Here is an 18,653-nt window from a genome sequence, read left to right on the forward strand (position 1 = left end):
CCACCCCCCAGGTCATACCTACGACAGGGGGCAACAGTCATACCGGGCCCGGAGGCCAGCGGCCCCATTGCAGGACCGCGAAAAAGATAACGGGGCGTGCCCCACCGGGAGGCGAGGGCGGCGACCAGGAGAAGGCCGCGCCCTGTGTCAGCACAGGCTGGCGTCCGGCCGGGCTGCGGCAGCCGGTCGCCCCGCGCGTCGCACACCGCGATGCGCAGCACCCGGCCGTCCAGCGTCAGTCGCACCTCGATGTCCCTGCCCGGCACCCGCCCGTGCGTAGCTGCGTTCGCGGCGAGTTCGGGCACGATCTGCGCCGCGGCGAGGGTGAGCTCGCTGTCGCGGGCGTAGCCCCACGCCACAAGGGCTTCGACGGCGAGGAGCCGGGCGAGCCGCACTCCGCGGCGAGTGGAGCTGAGGCGCTGCGTGAACACGGCTTCGATGGCAGGGGGTTGTGAGTTCAAGGCGTCCGCTGAGGCTGTCATGCGTCCACCGTGGCGGCGCCGCCGCACCTCACGCCATGATGACGGCTCGTACGGACAGCGGCGTACGAGCGCGGGCTCTGGATCGTACGAGTAACGAGTGCTGCCATGGACCCGTTAGGCAATGCGGTCGAGCAGGACGACACGTACAGCGGGGGCGGCCGATGGCGAACAGCAGTGGTGAACCGGAGCCGTCCGGCAGCCTGAAGTCGTTCGGAGCCGTCCTCAAGGTCTTTCGTGAGCGGGCCGCGCTCTCTCAGGAGCAGCTTGCGACCCGGCTGAGCTACTCGGCGCACTTCGTCGGCTCGGTCGAGCAGGGACGGCGTCTGCCGCCCGGCGAATTCGTCGAACGTGCCGAGGTGGTACTGGACGCGTTCGGTGTGCTGCGGGCGGCGGCCCGGCATATGGCGCGCAAGCCCGGTCTGGCGTCGTGGTTCCGGCTGTGGGCGCAGTTGGAGGTGACCGCGGTCAGCCTGTGCACGTACGAGTGCCGCGTGGTGCCCGGACTGCTGCAGACGGAAGGCTATGCGCGCGCCGTGATGCTCAACGTCCCACCGCCGCCCACGGAGGAGCAGGTCGCGGAGCGGATCGCCGCTCGTCTGGACCGGCAGGAACTGCTGACCCGCAAGCCGCCGGTCGCCTTCAGCTTCATCGTCGAGGAGTCGGTGCTGCTGCGGTACACCGGCGGTGAGGACGTCACGCGGGAACTCCTCGACCGTCTCATCGCGAGCGCGGAACTGTGGAACGTCGAGTTGCAGATCATGCCGCTCAGGCAGCCTCAGCATGCGGGTGCGGACGGTCCGATGCAACTGCTGGAGACGCAGGACCACCAGTGGATGGGGTACTCGGAGGGGCAGAAGACCGGGCAGTTGATCTCCGACCCGAAAGACGTGAGCGTGCTGCAGATGCGCTATGCCAAGATGCGCTCACAGGCCCTGTCCCCGGCGGACTCGGCGGAGCTGTTGCAGCGGATGCGGGGAGCCCCATGAGCACCACTGACGACCTGGACTGGTTCAAGAGCAGCTACAGCGGCTCTGAGGGCGACAGCTGCGTCGAGGTCGCGTTCGGGCCCGGCGTCGTCCACGTCCGCGACTCCAAGGACAGGAACGGACCGCGGCTCGCTGCACTTCCGGGAGAATGGGCTGATTTCATCGCATATGCGTCGGGTCTGCCCGTGTGAACCCTCGCCGTCCTAGCGGCGACCGGGCAGGACTCTCGTCACGCGCACCGAATGTCGTCTAGTTCCGCTCTTCACGGGGCCTCCCCATGTCAGATGCGGCCACTAAGATCTGACCGGCGGGATTGGGCCATGGAACGAGGGCCCTGAAGGAACGGGGAGCGGGGACAGCACATGCGGGAAGGTCGGTGGACCACGGTCACCGAGTCCGAGTTCGACCATGAGCGCCGTGGCCTGGAAGCGATCCGCGAGGAGTTGCCAGACGCTGATCCGTGGCGCGCCTGGTCGAACTTCACCTTCACCGCGAACACCGGTCATGTGCGCGAGGTGGACCTGCTCGTCGTCGCTCCCGGCGGCATGTTCATGATCGAGCTGAAGGACTGGCACGGCTCGGTCACCTCCGAGAACGGCACCTGGGTGCAGACCACTCCCGGTGGCCTGCGCCGTCCGCACGGCAATCCGCTCCACCTGGTGAACAAGAAGGCCAAGGAGCTGGCCGGCCTGCTCGGGCAGAACGGCAAGCGGGTCTGGGTCGGCGAGGCCGTCTGCTTCACCGACGACTCCCTGCGGGTGCGCCTGCCCGCCCACGACCAGAACGGCGTGTACACGGTCCGCCAGTTGGTCGACATGTTCAAGGAGCCGCCGCGCGAGGAGCGGCGCCGGATCACCGCAGTCGGCTCCCGGGAGATCAAAGCGACGCTGGAGCGGATCGGCGTCCGCCGCAGCGACGCCGAGTACAAGGTCGGGCCCTACGAGCTGGACCGGAAGTCCTTCGACTCCGGACCGACCTGGGCCGACTACCTGGCCCGCCACAGCGAGCTACCCGAGCTCGCCCGGGTCCGTATCTACCTGCGCGAGCGCGGCTCGGATGCCTCGATCCGGCAGTCCGTGGAGAACGCCGCCCGGCGCGAGGCCGCCGTCCTGCGCCGCTTCCGGCACCCCGGCGCCGTCCAGCTCAAGCAGTACGACCCGTCCGGGCACTCTGCCGGCCCCGCGCTGATCTTCGACTACCACCCGCACACCCTGAAGCTGGACGAGTACCTGGTCCAGTACGGCGAGAAGCTGGACATCCTCGGCCGGATGGCGCTCGTCCGGCAGCTCGCCGAGACCATGCGCTGCGCGCACTCCAGCCGCATCCACCACCGGGCCCTCGCCGCGCGCTCCGTGAACGTGATGCCCCGCCCCCGCGGCCGGCAGGGAAAGGCCCTGGGTGAGGAGGCGGCCTGGCTCACGCCGGTCCTCCAGATCTCCGACTGGCAGATCGCGACTCAGCGCAGCGGCGACTCGTCCCAGGGGCAGGGCATGACGCGGTTCGCGCCCACCGCGCTGTCCGCCATGCACCTCGGCGAGGGCTCCGACCCCTATCTGGCGCCGGAACTCACCGCGCGCAACGCCGACCCGGTCTACCTGGACGTGTACGGGCTCGGCGTCCTCACCTACCTCCTGGTCACCGGCAAGGCCCCGGCCGCCAGCCAGGCCGAACTGCTGGCCCGCCTCGAAGCAGGCGAGGGCCTGCGCCCCAGCTCCCTCGTGGACGGCCTGTCCGAGGACATCGACGAGCTGGTGCAGGCCGCCACCGCGTACCGCCCGCAGCAGCGGCTGTCCACGGTCGACGAGTTCCTGGAGATGCTGGAGATCGTCGAGGAGTCCCTGACGGCTCCGCCTCCCGCTCCCGCACCCGACGCCCCGGAGAAGGACCCCCTCGAAGCCGTCGCGGGCGACGTGCTCGCCGGGCGCTGGGAGGTCCGCCGCCGGCTCGGCACCGGCTCCACCAGCCGGGCCTTCCTCGTACGCGACCTCCAGGCCGAGGCGAGGAAGACCCGCCCGCTCGCCGTGCTCAAGGTCGCGCTGTCCGACAGCCGGGGAGAGATCCTCACCCACGAGGCCGAGGTCATGGGGCGCCTGCGCCCCGACTCGCGCATCATCCGGCTCGTCGAGCCCGAGCCGCTGGACATCGCGGGCCGCACGGTCCTCGCCCTGGAGTACGTCGGCGACGAGCGCGACGACAGCGGCGAGCCGGGGGAGAGCGGTCCGCGCACGCGACGCCGCGAGGAGACCGTCGCCCGGCAGCTCCGCGAGAGCGGACGGCTCCCGGTCGACCAGCTCGAGGCGTACGGCGACTACCTCTTCGGCGCCGTCGACTTCCTGGAGGGCGAAGGCGTCTGGCACCGCGACATCAAGCCGGACAACATCGCCATCCGCATCCGGCCCAACCGCACACGCGAACTGGTGCTCATCGACTTCTCGCTCGCCGGATACCCCGCAAAGAACGTCGACGCGGGCACCGACGGCTACCTCGACCCCTTCGTCGACATCATCACGCGCGGGTCCTACGACTCCCACGCCGAGCGGTACTCGGTGGCCGTCACCCTGCACCAGATGGCGTCGGGCGAGCTGCCCAAGTGGGGCGACGGCTCCGTGCTGCCGCGCATGACCGACCAGAAGGAGTGGCCCCACCCGACGATCGCCGCCGAGGCGTTCGACCCGGCCGTGCGGGACGGCCTCGTCGCCTTCTTCCGCAAGGCCCTGCACCGGGACGCGAGCAAGCGCTACCCCGAGCTCAAGCCCATGCGGGACGCCTGGAAGAAGATCTTCCTCGACGCGTCCCAGACGGTGCCCTCCAGCCACCGCAGCCGGCACCCGGAGGCCACCTCTGGCGAGCCGACCGTGGCCGCCATCGCCGAGGCCGAGCCGGAGACGGCCGAGCAGCAGCGCGACCGCCTTGCCGCCGAGGTCACCCGCGACACTCCGCTGTCGGTGGCCGGCCTCACGGGTGCTGCTGAGTCCTTCCTGTACGGCCTCGGCGTGACGACGGTCGGCGAGCTGCTCGACTACAGCCGCCGCAAGCTCGTCAACGCTCCGGGCCTCGGTGCCAAGACCCGCAACGAGGTCCAGCGGCGCCAGCGCGAGTGGGGCGAGAAGCTGCGCGAGGCTCCGGTCTCCCCGCTCACGCCGAAGGGGCGCGCCGAGGCCAAGGAGGAACTGGAGCAGCTCACCGCCGCCGAGTCCGCCCTCGCCGGCGAACTCGCGAGCAGTGATGGCGCGGGCGGCCTGTCGCCCCGCACCCTGCGCTCCCTCAGCCTCGACACCCTCGCCACGATCTTCGTCCCGGCTGTCAACAACAACGGCGCCAACCGCAACAAGGCCGAGATGGTGCGACTGCTGCTGCGCCTGCCCGACGAGCACGGCGTCCTGCCGGACATCGGCGTCTGGCCCAAGCAGAAGGACGTCGCGGAAGGCCTGGGCCTGTCGACCGGCCGCATCCCGCAGATGCTCAAGGAGGAGCGCAAGCGCTGGAAGGACCACCCGGCCGTCCAGGCGCTGCGCGAGGAGATCCTCGATCTGCTGGCCGGCATGGGCCGGGTCGCCTCCGCCCTGGAGATCGCCGACGCGCTGGCCGTCCGGCGCGGCACCCAGCTCACCGAGCGCGAGCATCGGCGCGCGCTGGCGCTGGCCGCCGTGCGGGCCGTGGTCGAGGTCGAGCAACTAGACCCGGAGGACGCCGAGTTCCAGCACCAGCCCAACCGCAAGGCCACCGAGGAGATGCTCGGCGCGGGCCTGCTGGCCCTGGACGTACGCCAGGACGACGCCCCCGATACCCCGACCGCGCCGGGCCTGCTCGACTACGCGACGCGCCTGGGCAAGACCGCGGACCGGCTGGCCAAGCTGGACACCCTGCCGACAGCCTCGACCGTCCTCGCCGAACTGGGCGCGCTGACCGTGCCGCCGGGCACGATCGAGTGGGACGAGCGGCGCATGGTGGAGCTCGCGGCAGCCGCCTCCCTGAACGCCGCGGCCACGCCCCGCCTGGAGGTGTACCCGCGCGACCTCACTCTGGTGCGGGCGCTGCGCCTCACGCAGGCGGGCCTGGTGCGGCTCATCCCCGGCATGCCCGAGGGCCGTCAGCCCGGTCTGACCGGCGAGGACGTTCACGAGCGCGTCCGGGCGCGCTTCCCCGAACTGGTGGTCCCGGACGGGAAGGGCGGCCTGCTGCACGGGCTGCCGACCGGCAGCCCGCTGACGAAGGCGCTGCGCGACGCGGGCTTCGACCTCTCGCTGTCCACCCACGAGAACACGAAGACGCTGCGCTACCTGCCCACGCGCATGGACCACGCCTCCAGCTACCTCACCAGCGGCGCTTGGCGGCAGTCCACGGGCGGCGGTTCGGTCACGCGCTACGCGGACGACCCGCAACTGGCCGGTGCGGTGCGAGCGGAGGAGCGCCTGCTCGCGTCGGCGCGGCGGGACGGCTACCGGGTGCTGACGGTGTCGCAGAGGCTCGCCCGGGACGCGGTGCGAGAGCTGTCCGGCGACCGGCTCGGGGCCGGCGTTGTCTCGGCGACCGAACTGTTCCTGGAGGCCATGCACGGCCTCGTCGCGCCGGGCACGAAGCCGACCTGGGAGACGCTGCTCAAGGCGGACGTGGCCGAGCCCGGGTCGCGTGGCGCGGTGAAGTTCGCCGAGTTCGCGCGCACGGCCTGGGGTTCGGTGGAGCCTCGAGTGCGTGAGCTGCTGGGCTCGGGGTCGGGCAGCGGTCCTGTGCTGCTGACCGAGGCCGGAGTGTTCGCGCGCTACGACGCGCTGGGCGTCCTGGATCGGCTGGCTGAGGCGGCGCGGCAGGGCGGCCGCGGTCTGTGGCTGCTCGTGCCGCAGGCCGACCCCTCGCGGGAGCCGCGGCTTGGGCAAGTGGCCGTGCCGTACCAGGCCGGCCTGGGGGAGTGGATCCAGCTTCCGGACACGTGGGTGGGCAACGCCCACCGCGCGGCGTCCGGCGAGGTTGTCGTGAGTGTCGAAGGAGACGCCAAGTGATCGACCGCAAAGCTCTGTTGGACGACCTGAAGCAGCAGGTCAAGGCGGTCGAGACCGACCTCGCGCGACAGGTGAAGGCCGTCGGTGAGGTCGGAGCGAAGCTGAAGTCCGAGTACGACCAGGCCCGCAAGCTGGGTCGCACGGCGGCGACCTGGAACTCCTGGCTCGACGAGCGGGTTACGCAGGTCGCGGTGGCGTGGGTGCTCGGGACTGTGTTTGTGCGGTTCTGTGAGGACAACCTGCTGATCCCGGAGCCGTACCTGACGGGTGCGGAGGGGGACCGGCGCGAGCTGTCGGAGGCCCGCTACGACGCCTATGTCGAGACGGACGCAGACCCGACGTACCGGGGATGGCTGGAGAAGGCTTTCGAGGAGCTGGGCGCTGGGCAGGCGGGGCGCCTCCTGTTCGACCGCAAGCACAACCCGCTGTACCAGATCCCGCTGTCGCACGACGGCGCGCGGGAACTGGTCGAGTTTTGGCGGGGGCGTGATGAGGCGGGCGCGCTCGTCCACGACTTCACAGACCCGCTGAACGAGAACGGTGCTGAGGGATGGGACACGCGCTTCCTGGGCGACCTATACCAGGACCTGAGCGAGTCTGCCCGGAAGACGTATGCGCTGCTCCAGACCCCGGAGTTCGTAGAGGAGTTCATCCTCGACCGCACGATGGACCCAGCGGTTCGTGAGTTCGGCTACGAGGGCCTGAAGATGATTGACCCCACGTGTGGATCGGGTCACTTCGTGCTGGGCGCGTTCCGGCGTCTGGTGCGGCTGTGGGGGGATGGGCAGCCGGGGCGTGATGTGCACGAGCGGGTGCGGGAAGCACTCGACTCGGTTCATGGCGTCGACTTGAACCCGTTCGCGGTGGCCATTGCCCGGTTCCGGCTACTCGTCGCGGCAATGGCAGCGAGTGGCGTACGGACGATGACAGGGGCTGCGAAGTACGACTGGCCGATCCACCTGGCGGTGGGGGACTCGCTGATCAAGGCTCGGACACAGGTGATCCCTGGGATGGAAAGTTTTGCTCCGCTTTCCGATGACCTGGCCGACTTTTCCTATGCAACGGAGGATGTGCGAGAACATCCGGGAATTCTGACGCCGAGTCGCTACCACGTTGTTGTTGGCAATCCGCCGTACATTACGGTCAAAGATAGCAGTCTGAACAAATTGTACCGCGACCTGTATAGCGCTTGCGCGGGAAAGTATGCACTCTCGGTTCCATTTGCTCAGCGATTCTTCGAACTTGCCAAGCCTGGAGATCCGGCCACGGGTCGAGGTTACGGACTCGTTGGTCAAATCACGGCGAATTCGTTCATGAAGCGCGAGTTTGGAACTAAGCTGATCGCCGAGTATTTCGGTCATCGAGTTGAATTGATGGAGGTTGTTGATACCTCCGGCGCTTATATCCCCGGCCACGGTACCCCGACTGTCATCCTTGTCGGGCGGAAGCGATCTTCCGTCGAGGGCCGTGTTGCGACGGTGCGCACGGTTCGAAGTGTAAAGGGCGAGCCGTCGATCCCAAGGGAGGCCGAAGATGGGCTGGTCTGGCGGGCGATTGTTGACCAGATTGATCAGCCCGGATCTGTCAGTCAATGGGTGTCCGTGGATGACCTGGATAGGAAGCGCTATTTCGGTAAGCAGCCGTGGATTCTTGCGGATGGCGGCCTCGAAATGAACGAAGCTGTCGAGGCGAAGGCGTTCCAGAGGCTTGGTTCGACACTTGCTCGCGACATCGGATTTGCGAGCTTCCCAGGGCAAGACGATGCGTTCATCAGCACGCCTGATGCGCTGCGGCGTTTCAAGGTTTCCGGAAAAGTTTCGAAGCAATTCATTACAGGCGAGGTGGTCCGCGATTGGAGGGCGGATTCTTCTGAATGGGCCATTACGCCATACGATGCTGATCTGAACCCCATTGCGTATGACGGGGAGGCGTCTTGGGCGAGGCTGCTCTGGCTCGGGCGGAGTCACTTGAGATCCACAAAGGACTTTGACGGGCAGAGTCAGGAAGACCGGGGCAAGCCCTGGTGGACTTGGTATCGCTGGGTTCCTGATCGTTACCGAACTCCGCTCTCGATCATTTTTGCTTCGGTGGCTACTCACGGCCACTTCACTCTTGACCGAGGGGGGAACGTATTCAACCGTCACGCCCCTGTGATTAAGCTGCCTGCAGAGGCGATTGAGGAGGATTACCTGCGCCTGCTTGGGCTGCTTAATAGCTCCACCGCTTGTTTCTGGCTCAAGCAGGTGAGCCACAATAAGGGTGGCCCCGGCGGAGGGTATTCAAAGGGTGAGAAATGGCGGGATTTTTACGAATTCACTGGAACTAAAATTCAAGAATTTCCGCTTCCTTCCACATGTCCCGCGACTATCGCTACCGCCTTGGATTCGCTGGCTCGCCGGCTTGCTTCGGTAAGTCCTGCAAGGATTATTGTGGAGGGTGCTCCGGTCGCTACAATTCTGCGACAACGAAAATTTGAATGGGAATCCACTCGGGCCCGGATGATTGCTCTTCAGGAGGAACTGGACTGGCAGACCTATCGCATCTATGACCTCTACCCTGAAGACCTCAGTGTCGGCGATGCTTGTGATGACGCCTCAATTCCGGAAATTTCTGTTGGGGAACGCGCATTTGAGATTGTTCTGGCCCGTCAAGTTGCGCGAGGCGAAGCTACCGACAGGTGGTTGATGGATCACGGTGCCACGCCAACGACCGAAATCCCCGCATCTTGGCCAACCTTCTACCGCAAAGTTGTTCAGAAGCGAATTGAAGCTATTGAGTCCTCCAGAGCCATCAGCATGCTGGAGCGTCCCGACTACAAGCGCCCGTGGGAAACCGAAGGCTGGGACGCCCTCCAAGAGAGGGCTCTGCGTTCCTGGCTTCTCGACCGGATGGAGAATCGCGACCATTGGTACGACGAGAACGGCCAGCCCGCCCTTGTCTCCCTCTCCCGTCTGACGGACGCGCTCTCCCGCGATGAAGACTTCGTCTCCGTCGCCAAGCTCTACGCGCCCCGCAAGGACCTCCCTAAGGTCGTCGCGCAACTGCTCACCGACGAGCACGTCCCGTTCGTCTCCGCCCTGCGCTACAAGCCCTCCGGCCTGAAGAAGCGTGTCGACTGGGAGCACGTCTGGGACCTCCAGCGCCAAGAAGACGCCGCCCCCGACGAGCCTGCCAAGCGCAAGATCCGTGACTCCATCCCCGTGCCGCCGAAATACGCCTCGGCGGACTTCCTCCGTGCCTCCTACTGGAGGGCGCGCGGCAAGCTCGACGTACCCAAGGAGCGCTTTATCTCTTACGCGCAGGCCAATACCGCCACCCCGGACCTCTACGGCTGGGCCGGCTGGGATCACCGGGAGCAGGCGCAGGCGCTGGCCACGTACTTCACGAACCAGTCGCTGACGACGGAGGAGATCACGCCGTTCCTGGCGGGGCTGCTCGAACTGCAGCCTTGGCTGAACCAGTGGCACGGCGAGTTCGACATGCTTTACAGCGGATCCCCCGCGGACTTCTTCGCCGGTTACCGCCAGACGAAGCAGGGCGAGCACGGCCTCACCGACGACGACCTGCGGGCCTGGAAGCCCGCCGCGCCCACCCGCGGTCGCGGCGCCGCGAAGAAGTAGGCCCGCATCCGCAGGGGAGGCGGGCATCATCAGGGAGAAGAGGAAGGGGGACGGCTGGCCGTGGTGAGCTCAGAGTTTTACGACCGCCACGCGGTTCGCGCAGAGTTTGCGCATGTCGTCCTCGTCCGAGGTGAAGACGGTGACGGGTCCGGGCTGTCGCAGGGCGACGGCGGCCAGGGCCGCGTCGATGGCGTACTTGTGTCCGTGCAGTCCCGTCTCCTTGATGAGGCGGATCGCTTCCTCCGCGAGTTCCTCGGTCACCGGCTCGACGTGGATGCGGGAGAGGGCCCAGTGCCAGGAGGGGAGGTAGCGCGTCGGGTCGTACGCCTCGATGAGGGTTATCGAGGTGGTCATCACGCGGATGCCGACCCGGTTGGCGTCCTTGATGCGCATGCCCATGCGGCGCTCACCCCGGACCCACTGGGACAGTCCCTCGCTGTCGAGGAGGTAGACCACCTCGCCGCTCACGCGGCGTCCCGTGACGGCGCGGGCTTGTCCGCGGGTTCGCCCTTCCCTGCATGGTCGAGCCCGGCGTGCATGCGCTCGATCTCCCGGCGCTCGGCCTCGGCCTCGATCATCTCGTCCTCGGTGATCTCGCCGTACTCCTTCTCCCACCACTCGACTGCCTCACGCAGCCGGTCCTGCTCCCGCTGGCGCTCTATGGCATGCGTGACATAGCGGCTGAAACCGCCGGGGCCGACCTCGGTCCGGATGGCCTCGGCCAGTTCCTCGGGGAGCGTCACGGTGTACTTCTTGGTTGCCATACCATCGACCATACCGAGGGTCCGGTGGGCGGCCAAGCCGATAACAGGCATCTCACACGATTGAGCGCAAGCGGTGGCGGAAGCCGCCATAAGGAGAGCGAGACCGGTCATGGCCCAGCAGCCGCCCCTTCTCCGCGATGTCATCACCATCAAGGAGTCCATCTCCACCTCTGACTTCGTGTTGTCCCTCGCCGAGGCGACGACCCCCGAGGGGGCCGAGCACGCGCTCAAGGACTACGTGGTCACGGAGCGGCTGCTGGAGAACTTCGACGAGGCCCTCGGCCTGATCAAGTCCGCACTCGACGGGCACACCTCCAAGGCGGCCTACCTCCACGGATCCTTCGGTTCCGGTAAGTCGCACTTCATGGCCGTGCTGTACGCGCTGCTCAGCGGCGACCCGGCCGCCCTCGCGCGGGGCGAGTTCGACCCCGTGCTGACCAAGCACGAGTGGCTGACCACGGACGGCAAGAAGTTCCTGCTCGTGCCGTACCACATGCTCGGGGCAAAGGCCCTGGAGCAGCGCGTGCTCGGCGGGTACGTCAACCACATCAAGAAGGTGCGTCCGGACGCCCCCACGCCGCAGGTCTACCGGACGGACTCCCTCTTCGCCGACATCCGCGCCATGCGCGCCAACATCGGGGACGAGGGCGTCATCCGGGGCCTCGGTGCCACGGGAGGCGACGAGGAGGACGAGTGGGGTGAGGGCTTCGCATGGACCCCGGCCCTCCTCGACACCGCGCTCGCCGCCGAGGAGGACCACGAGGCGCAGGAGAAGCTCAACCTCGTCCACCCGACCACCCCCGCCGAGCTGCGCGCCAAGCTCGTCAGTGACGCGAGCACCAATCTGCTGCCGGGCTTCGCGCAGAACGCCGCCGAGGACGAGCACGGCTTCATCTCCCTCGACGCGGGCCTGTCCGTCATCGCCGCGCACGCGAAGTCGCTCGGCTACGACGGTCTGATCCTCTTCATGGACGAGCTGATCCTGTGGCTCGCCACCCTCATCCACGACCAGAAGTTCGTCGCCCGCGAAGCCAGCAAGATCACGAACTTCGTGGAGGGCGGCGACGCACGCCGGGCCATTCCCGTGGTGTCGTTCATCGCCCGCCAGCGCGACCTGCGGGAACTCGTCGGCGAGGAGGTGTCCGGTGCGGCCGAGTCGTCCATCCAGGACACCCTCAACCTGGCCTCCGGCCGCTTCGACAAGATCACGCTCGAGGACCGCAACCTCCCGCAGATCGCCCACGCCCGCCTTCTCAAGCCGAAGCCCGAGGCGGCCCACCTCGTCGACGAGGCCTTCGAGCGGACGAAGAAGGTCGGCACGCAGGTGTGGGACACCCTGCTGGGTTCCGACAAGGCGACGACCGGCGCGGACGCCGAGTCGTTCCGGCTGACCTACCCCTTCTCGCCGGCGTTCATGGACACCCTCGTCCACATCTCGTCCGCGCTGCAGCGCTCCCGCACCGGTCTGAAGCTGATGGGCCAGCTCCTCGCCGACCACCGTGACGACCTGCGGCTCGGGCAGCTCGTCCCGGTCGGCGACCTCTACCCGGTCATCGCGGCGGGCGGCGACAAGCCCTTCACCGACAGCCTGAAGGTCGTCTTCGAGGCCGCAGACAAGCTCTACAAGACCAAGCTGCGGCCGTACCTGCTCACCGCCTACGACGTGACCGAGGACGACGTCGAGCAGTTCCTCCACCGGCCCGACACGCTCACCGACCCCCAGCTCGCCAACCGCTGCCGGATGTTCGTCGGTGACAACCGGCTCGTCTGCACATTGCTGCTCTCCGCGCTCGCGCCCAGTGTCCCCGCCCTGGCCGAGCTGACGATCCGCCGGCTCGGCGCGCTGAACCACGGCTCCGTGATGGCGCCGATCCCGGGCAGTGAGGTCGGGATCATCAAGAACAAGGTCGCCGAGTGGGCGGCCCGGTTCCCCGAGATCAAGGAGACCGGCACCGACGCCAATCCGGGCGTACGGCTGGAGCTCTCCGGCGTCGACGTGGACTCCGTCATTGCCAACGCCCAGGTCAACGACAACCCCGCCAACCGAATGGCGCTTGCCAAGCGGCTGCTGTCGGAGGAAATCGGCGTCGACCACGGCCAGTTCAGCGACGAGCTGGCTTTCGTGTGGCGCGGCACCACCCGCACCGCCGAGGTCGTCTTCGGGAACCTCTCCGACGAGGACGAGCTGCCCGACCACGACCTGATGCCGCAGGAGGAGGGCCGCTGGCGGATCGCCGTCGACCTGCCCTTCGACGAGGGCGAGAAGGGACCCGTCGAGGACGCCGAGCGGATGCGGCGACTGCGCGAGCGCCAGCAGGGCGAGAGGTCCCGCACCGTCGCCTGGCTGCCCGCGCACCTGTCCGCCCAGCGCTTCGCCGACTTCCGGCGCCTGGTCGTCATCGACAAGGCCCTCGCCGACGAGCACCGCTTCGACACCCAGTACGCGGGCCACCTCAACGCCGACAACCGCAGCCGCGCCAAGGGACTCCTGGAGACCCAGCGGGAGGCGCTGCTCAAGCAGGTCAAGGCCGCCTTCAAGCAGGCATACGGGCTCGCGCAGAAGCAGGCCGCGGACGTCGTGGCGGGCTTCGACGACCACCTGGTGGCGCTGCCCGACGTCGACGACGTCACCCTGTCCTTCGGCCAGTCGCTCCACGACAGCAGCCGCCACGTGGCCGGCAAGCTGCTCGCCCACCAGTACCCGGAGCACCCCAACCTCGACCCGGACGGTACCGAGACCGCCGTCAAGCCCGCCGACGCGCGCAAGGTGTTCACGCACGTACGGGCCGCGGCCGAGGCCCGCGACGGGCGCATCGAGGTGCCGGCCGCCGACCGCAAGCTGATGCAGCGGATCGCGGGACCGCTCCGGCTCGGGCAGCAGAAGGAGGCGTACTTCGAGCTGTCCCGCTTCTGGGCAGAGCACTTCCGCCAGCTCGCCAGCAGCCAGGGCGTGACGGGCGACCTCAGTCTGATCATCCTCACCGACTGGACCGACAAGCCGTCCCCGCGCGGACTGCCCGACTTCCTCGCCAAACTCGTCGTCGCAGCCTTCGCGGAAATGGACGACCGGGTGTGGGTGCGCGGCGGCACCGTCCTCGACCCGGCCCCCGAGCCGACGCAGATCAAGGACCACGACGCGCTGCGCAGCCAGCCTCTGCCCACTGAAGGCGACTGGGACACGGCGCGGCAGCGTTTCGAGACGGTCTTCGGACAGAAGGCGCCGGCGCTTCGCCGCGGGCGCATGGTCAACCAGTTCGCCCGCCAGATCACCGAGTCGGCCCGCAGCTTCCAGGAGCCTGCCGCCGACCTCGTACGGCAGTTGGAGGACCACTCCGGCTTCCTCGCCCTGGACGAGACCGACGACTCCGGCCGGCTCGCGCTCGCGCGGCGCTCGCTGGAACTCCTCAAGGCGCTCGGCGCCGCTGCCGGGCAGGGCGCGGCCGGGGCGAAGAAGACGGTGGAGGCGCTCGCCTCCTTCGACCTGGGCGCGGTGAGCGCCGACCGCTACGGGACGTCCATCAAGCAGGCCCGCGCTGTTGCGGAAGCCCTGTCGGCGGCGTCCTGGAACACCCTGGAGCTCGCCTCCGGCGAGGGCCCCGAGGGCGTCGCGCTGCTGGACTCCCTGCGCAACGTGGCACGCGGCGATCAGCGCACCGGCGACCTGCGGGACGCCCTCGGCCGCACCCAGCGAGAGATCCTGGCACTGGTGAAGCGCAACCGGGCGGCGACCACCCCGCCACCGGCGCCCACGCCGCCTCCTGCCGCGGGCGACATCTCCCTGAGCACGGACACCAGCCACCCGCCCGTGTCCGAGATCCCGCAGCCGACAGGCGGAGCCACTTCTCCCGGCGCCGTCCGGCGCTCGGGCGCACGTCAGGCGCCGGTGACCCAGGCCGCGGCCGCGCTCCAGGCGGAACTGGCCGACCTGCTGTCCCGCGAGCCGGGTGCCACCGTCGAGATCACCTGGCGGGTCGTCGACCGATGACCATCACTCCCGCTGCCGCACCGGGTGCGGTCCGGCTGAACACCGCGACTGTCACCCAGTACCTGTCCGCCCAGTCGTCCCTTGCCGCCTCCCTCGTGGAGGGGGGCGGCGGCAAGCACAGGGCCGTCCTGCTGCGGTCCGCGCCCCAGTGGGACGGGCCCGCCGAGCCGGTCTGGGGCGAGGGGCGTAGCGCACGCATCGCCGCCGCGCACTCTCCGCTGGCCGTGCACGAGCTCGTGCTCGACCACCTCGCGGACAGGTCCCCGGGCCCCGCCGTCCTGGTCGTTCTCACCGACCGGGAACAGAACGAACTCGACCCGGCGATCCTCGCCCGCGTCCACAAGCAGCGCATAGAGATCGTCGACAGCTGGGACGTGGTGCGCGAGGCCTTCGGCGCCGAGCACATCGACCCCCGGCTCAAGGACGCCAACTGGGCGGCGGAGGCGCTGCTCGACGCCACCCCGCCCGGCGGCTGGCCGCCCGTGGCAGGCGGCTGGCTGACCCGGCAGAAGGCCCTCACCGCACTCGCGCTCCGACGGCTGCGCCTCGGCCGCTACGACACCGAAAGCGGGGTACGTCGCCCCGCCGACGACCGGCTCGACGCCCACACCCTGCTGCACTGGTCGCTCAGCGGCGGCGGCCCCGAACGCCTCCTTGAGCTACGCGGCCCCGAGCGCGCCGGACTCACCGCGTTCCTCGCCGAGGACGACCAGGCGGGCCTGGCCGGACGCGCCCTGCTCACCCTCGTCGACGCCGAGCACGGGGCCGACGCGGTGGCGTTCGGCCTCGTGTGCGCGGCACTGTGGCAGCACGCCGAGCCGGACGCGGAGACATACCGGGCCCGCGGCCGGGCCGAGCGCTGGTTCGGTGAGCAGCCGCCCGCGACCGGGGATCAACTCGACGCCCTGGTATCGGTCTTCGGGCGGACCGCCGAGGAGTACGTGTCGTCGCTGCTCGCGACCGGCAGCAGCAGTGGTGGCGTCGAGCCGGACGGCGTACGCGAGGCCCGACGTATCACCGGCACCGTTCTCGACAGGGCAGCCGCGCTGGCCCGCCAGTTCGGAGCCGAGGCGGCCGTTGCCGCAAGCCCTGTCATGGCCGCCGGGCTCGAGGGACGGTTCACCGCCGTGGGTCGCACCCTCGCCGCAGGGCAGCCCGAGGCCGCGGCCGACGCGATCAGCGTGCTGGCGGATCACCATCTCGCGTCCACCCCGGATGCCCGCGCCCGCATCGAGCGGGCGCGGATGGGGCAGCGGCTCAGCCAGTGGCTGGCCTCCGACCCGGCCGTCGAGTCGCCCAGCGTCGGCGCGGCCATAAAGCGCCACATCGAGGAGACCGGCTGGGTCGACCTCGCGCTGGAGCACATCGAGGCGGGCGGCGACTCCGATCCCGTACTGAAGGCGGCGTACGACACCCTCGGCACGCGGGTCCGCGGACGGCGCCGCGAGATCGATCGCGCCTTCGCCCGGATTCTCGCGGTCTGGACCGAGGCTGGCACGCAGCCCGGCACGATGCTGACCGTGGAGACGTTCCTCGACCAGGTCGTGAAGCCCGTGGTGAAGCACGCCGCCGGACGGCGCGTGCTGTTGCTCGTCCTGGATGGAATGAGCGCCGCGATCGCCGGCGAACTCGCCGAAGAACTGCGGCAGTCCTGGGCGGAGTTCGACCCGCTGCCCCACGACGCGCCGCAGCGCCGCGCGATGGCCGCTGCCCTGCCCACCCTGACGGCCGTGTCCCGCACGTCGCTGTTCGCCGGCACCCTGATGAAGGGCACGCAGACCGACGAGACGCGGCTGTTTCCCGCCCACAAGCTGTGGGGCGGCGCCCCTGCGGCGGTGTTCCACAAGGACGACCTGCGCACCGAGAGCGCGGGCGACGCGTTCGGCCCGGCACTTGCCGACGCCCTCACCGACGGCAAGACCCACGTCGCTGTCGTCCTCAACACCATCGACGACCGGCTCGCCAAGGAGCAGAAGCTCGGCGACGGTGCGTGGCGCGTCGACGACGTCGCCGCACTCCGCGAACTCCTCCGCGTCGCCGCAGCCGAGGGCATGATGGTCATCCTCACGAGCGACCACGGGCACGTCATCGACCGCCACGGAGCCAAGACCGACGCCGCCGAACCGGCCTCCGCCCGTCACCGCCTGCCCGGCGGCTCGCTCGCCGACCAGGAGATCGCACTGTCCGGCCCCCGGGTCGTCTGGCCCGAGCCCGGAGCGTCGATCGTCGCCCTGTGGGACGCCGATTCCCGCTATACCTCACTGAAGGCCGGCTACCACGGCGGAGCCTCCCTGGCGGAGTTCACCATCCCCGTCCTGGCCTTCCTGCCGTTCGGCGCGGAGGCTCCCCAGGGGTGGCGTGAGCTGGGCGACCAGCGGCCGGCCTGGTGGTCCCCGGAGACGCGGCCCGCCCGCGCCGATCGCCCGGCGATCACGGTGCCTGCCGTGAAGAAGGCCGCCGCCAAGCCGACGAAGAAGGAAGCCGAACTCGCCAAGACGCACGCCTCCCTCTTCGACGTGGCACTGACGACCGGCGGCGACGACGCCCTGATCACCCCCACGCTGGTGTCACCGGACGAGACTCTTATTGCCTCACTGCTTGCCTCGGACGCCTACCAGGCCCAGATCGGGTTGCTGGCCCGCAAGCCGAAGCCGGAGCAGGTGGAAAAGGCGCTCGCCGCACTGCTCGACGCGGGCGGCACCCTCCCCGTGACCGCCCTCGCGCAGCGCATCGGCATGCCACCGGGGCGCGGCGACGGCTTCGCCGCCGTCCTGCGCCAGCTGCTCAACTTCGACGGCGTGCAGGTGCTCGAGACACTGCCCGACGGGCGGACACTGCGCCTGAGCACCAGCCTGCTGCGCGACCAGTTCGAACTGAGGTAACCCGGCGGGGACGGACGTCAGGAGACGAAGTCCCGGAGCAGCTTGGCAAAGCTCGTCAGCTCACGCATCTGCTGCTCCGGGAGCGGCTCCTCGTCGAAGTGGGCGATCCGATTGCGGATCGCCTTCACCCGCTTGAGGTGGCCGATGAACTGGTTCCGGTCCATCGCGGGCCAGTTCAACGCCGCCCAGTTGACGTCAGCCCGCTGGGCCTGATCCGCATTGCCCTGTTCCCCGTTGAGGAGCTTCAGGTAGTCGCCGAAGACGAGGTCGGTGACCAGCCCGGACTTCCCGTAGGACTGAGCCGCCTTGATCGCGTCCTGGTCGAGCGCGGCGCCGAGGCAGCGGCGCAGCAGCGACTCGATCTCTCCCACGACGAAGAACGGCCGGGCCGAACCCTCGAGGCGGTCGGTGACGTCGTCAGTGGTCACGATGCCGCAGAAACAGCCGCTGCCGTCGCGGAGGAGGAGGTAGCCGTGCTCCTTGAGCGTCGGCAGGGCGCTGAAGAGTTCCTGCCGGGCATCGACGACCGGCAGGGACTCCTTGTCCATCGCGTTCTCCAGGGTGGGTTCCTTTCCCGTCTGGTACATCCGCCCCAGCGAACGCCAGGTGTGACCGCATGGGCCACCTCGACGGTTCGATCTCGGCCCGGTACGCCCACGTCACCCCCGGCATGCGCCAGCGGCTGATGGCTGGCCGCACCGAGCAGTGGGAGGCGGCGCTCGACGCCCGGCTGGAAATGCATCCGACCTCACCGGTCGACACGCTCAACCGGCTCCTGAACACACGGGCTCAGAGCCGGTAACTACGGGCTTCGGCATACGGCCGGGGGGGGGGGGGGGGCCGCCCCCCCGGCCCCCCCCCCCCCCCCCCCCCGCTGGCGAGTGCGGGACACAAGCTATAGCAGCCAACCGACACGCAGCCAGGGGAGCACCGCACC

10 protein-coding genes and 1 pseudogene are annotated in these 18,653 nt (G+C 69.1%); 7 read left to right on the plus strand and 4 right to left on the minus strand.

All coding sequences use genetic code 11. From position 1 onward, the window contains the following. Positions 1 to 431, minus strand: a 431-nt coding sequence (locus tag ACFYXS_RS15220; protein ID WP_389248012.1) for an ATP-binding protein, incomplete at its 3' end; no start/stop codon positions are given. A gap of 212 nt (positions 432 to 643) precedes the next feature. Here ACFYXS_RS15220 and ACFYXS_RS15225 point away from each other — a divergent pair. From ACFYXS_RS15225 to pglX, 4 genes are all read left to right on the plus strand, one after another. Further along, entirely contained in the window at positions 644 to 1,468 is an 825-nt protein-coding gene (locus ACFYXS_RS15225; protein ID WP_389248014.1) for a Scr1 family TA system antitoxin-like transcriptional regulator, read from the plus strand. Beyond that, the gene (locus ACFYXS_RS15230) at positions 1,465 to 1,659 is read left to right on the plus strand and encodes a DUF397 domain-containing protein (protein ID WP_389248016.1); all 195 of its coding nucleotides are present in this window, start codon (positions 1,465 to 1,467) and stop codon (positions 1,657 to 1,659) included. The genes ACFYXS_RS15225 and ACFYXS_RS15230 overlap by 4 nt, the downstream gene beginning before the upstream one ends. 171 nt (positions 1,660 to 1,830) lie before the next feature. Next, positions 1,831 to 6,465: a BREX system serine/threonine kinase PglW gene (pglW, locus tag ACFYXS_RS15235; RefSeq protein WP_389248019.1), complete on the plus strand. Its 4,635-nt coding sequence runs from the start codon at positions 1,831 to 1,833 to the stop codon at positions 6,463 to 6,465. Beyond that, on the plus strand, positions 6,462 to 10,085 hold the full coding sequence (pglX, locus tag ACFYXS_RS15240) for a BREX-2 system adenine-specific DNA-methyltransferase PglX (RefSeq protein ID WP_389248021.1): 3,624 nt from the start codon (positions 6,462 to 6,464) through the stop codon (positions 10,083 to 10,085). Before pglW ends, pglX begins: the two co-directional genes overlap by 4 nt. 69 nt (positions 10,086 to 10,154) lie before the next feature. Here the strand turns inward: pglX and ACFYXS_RS15245 are convergent, their stop codons facing one another. Beyond that, entirely contained in the window at positions 10,155 to 10,553 is a 399-nt protein-coding gene (locus tag ACFYXS_RS15245; RefSeq protein ID WP_389248023.1) for a PIN domain-containing protein, read from the minus strand. After that, complete coding sequence (locus tag ACFYXS_RS15250) at positions 10,550 to 10,849, minus strand: hypothetical protein (protein ID WP_389248025.1); 300 nt, start codon at positions 10,847 to 10,849, stop codon at positions 10,550 to 10,552. Before ACFYXS_RS15250 ends, ACFYXS_RS15245 begins: the two co-directional genes overlap by 4 nt. A gap of 109 nt (positions 10,850 to 10,958) precedes the next feature. Between ACFYXS_RS15250 and ACFYXS_RS15255 the strand changes: the two genes are divergently transcribed. Further along, positions 10,959 to 14,834 carry a phage resistance protein gene (locus ACFYXS_RS15255; RefSeq protein ID WP_389248027.1) on the plus strand — a complete coding sequence of 1,292 codons (3,876 nt, stop codon included), beginning with the start codon at positions 10,959 to 10,961 and terminating at the stop codon, positions 14,832 to 14,834. Continuing rightward, positions 14,831 to 17,716: a BREX-2 system phosphatase PglZ gene (gene pglZ, locus ACFYXS_RS15260; RefSeq protein ID WP_389248029.1), complete on the plus strand. Its 2,886-nt coding sequence runs from the start codon at positions 14,831 to 14,833 to the stop codon at positions 17,714 to 17,716. The genes ACFYXS_RS15255 and pglZ overlap by 4 nt, the downstream gene beginning before the upstream one ends. A gap of 17 nt (positions 17,717 to 17,733) precedes the next feature. On the opposite strand, the gene ACFYXS_RS15265 is transcribed toward pglZ, so the two are convergent. Beyond that, positions 17,734 to 18,303, minus strand: coding sequence for a hypothetical protein (locus ACFYXS_RS15265; protein WP_389248031.1), 570 nt, complete (start codon positions 18,301 to 18,303; stop codon positions 17,734 to 17,736). A gap of 23 nt (positions 18,304 to 18,326) precedes the next feature. On the opposite strand from ACFYXS_RS15265, the pseudogene ACFYXS_RS15270 reads away from it, so the two are divergent. Then, a pseudogene (locus tag ACFYXS_RS15270) lies at positions 18,327 to 18,518 on the plus strand (LacI family transcriptional regulator); the annotation flags it as partial. Positions 18,519 to 18,653 lie beyond the last annotated feature (135 nt).

Source organism: Streptomyces sp. NPDC002574, assembly GCF_042889545.1.
Taxonomy (GTDB): domain Bacteria; phylum Actinomycetota; class Actinomycetes; order Streptomycetales; family Streptomycetaceae; genus Actinacidiphila.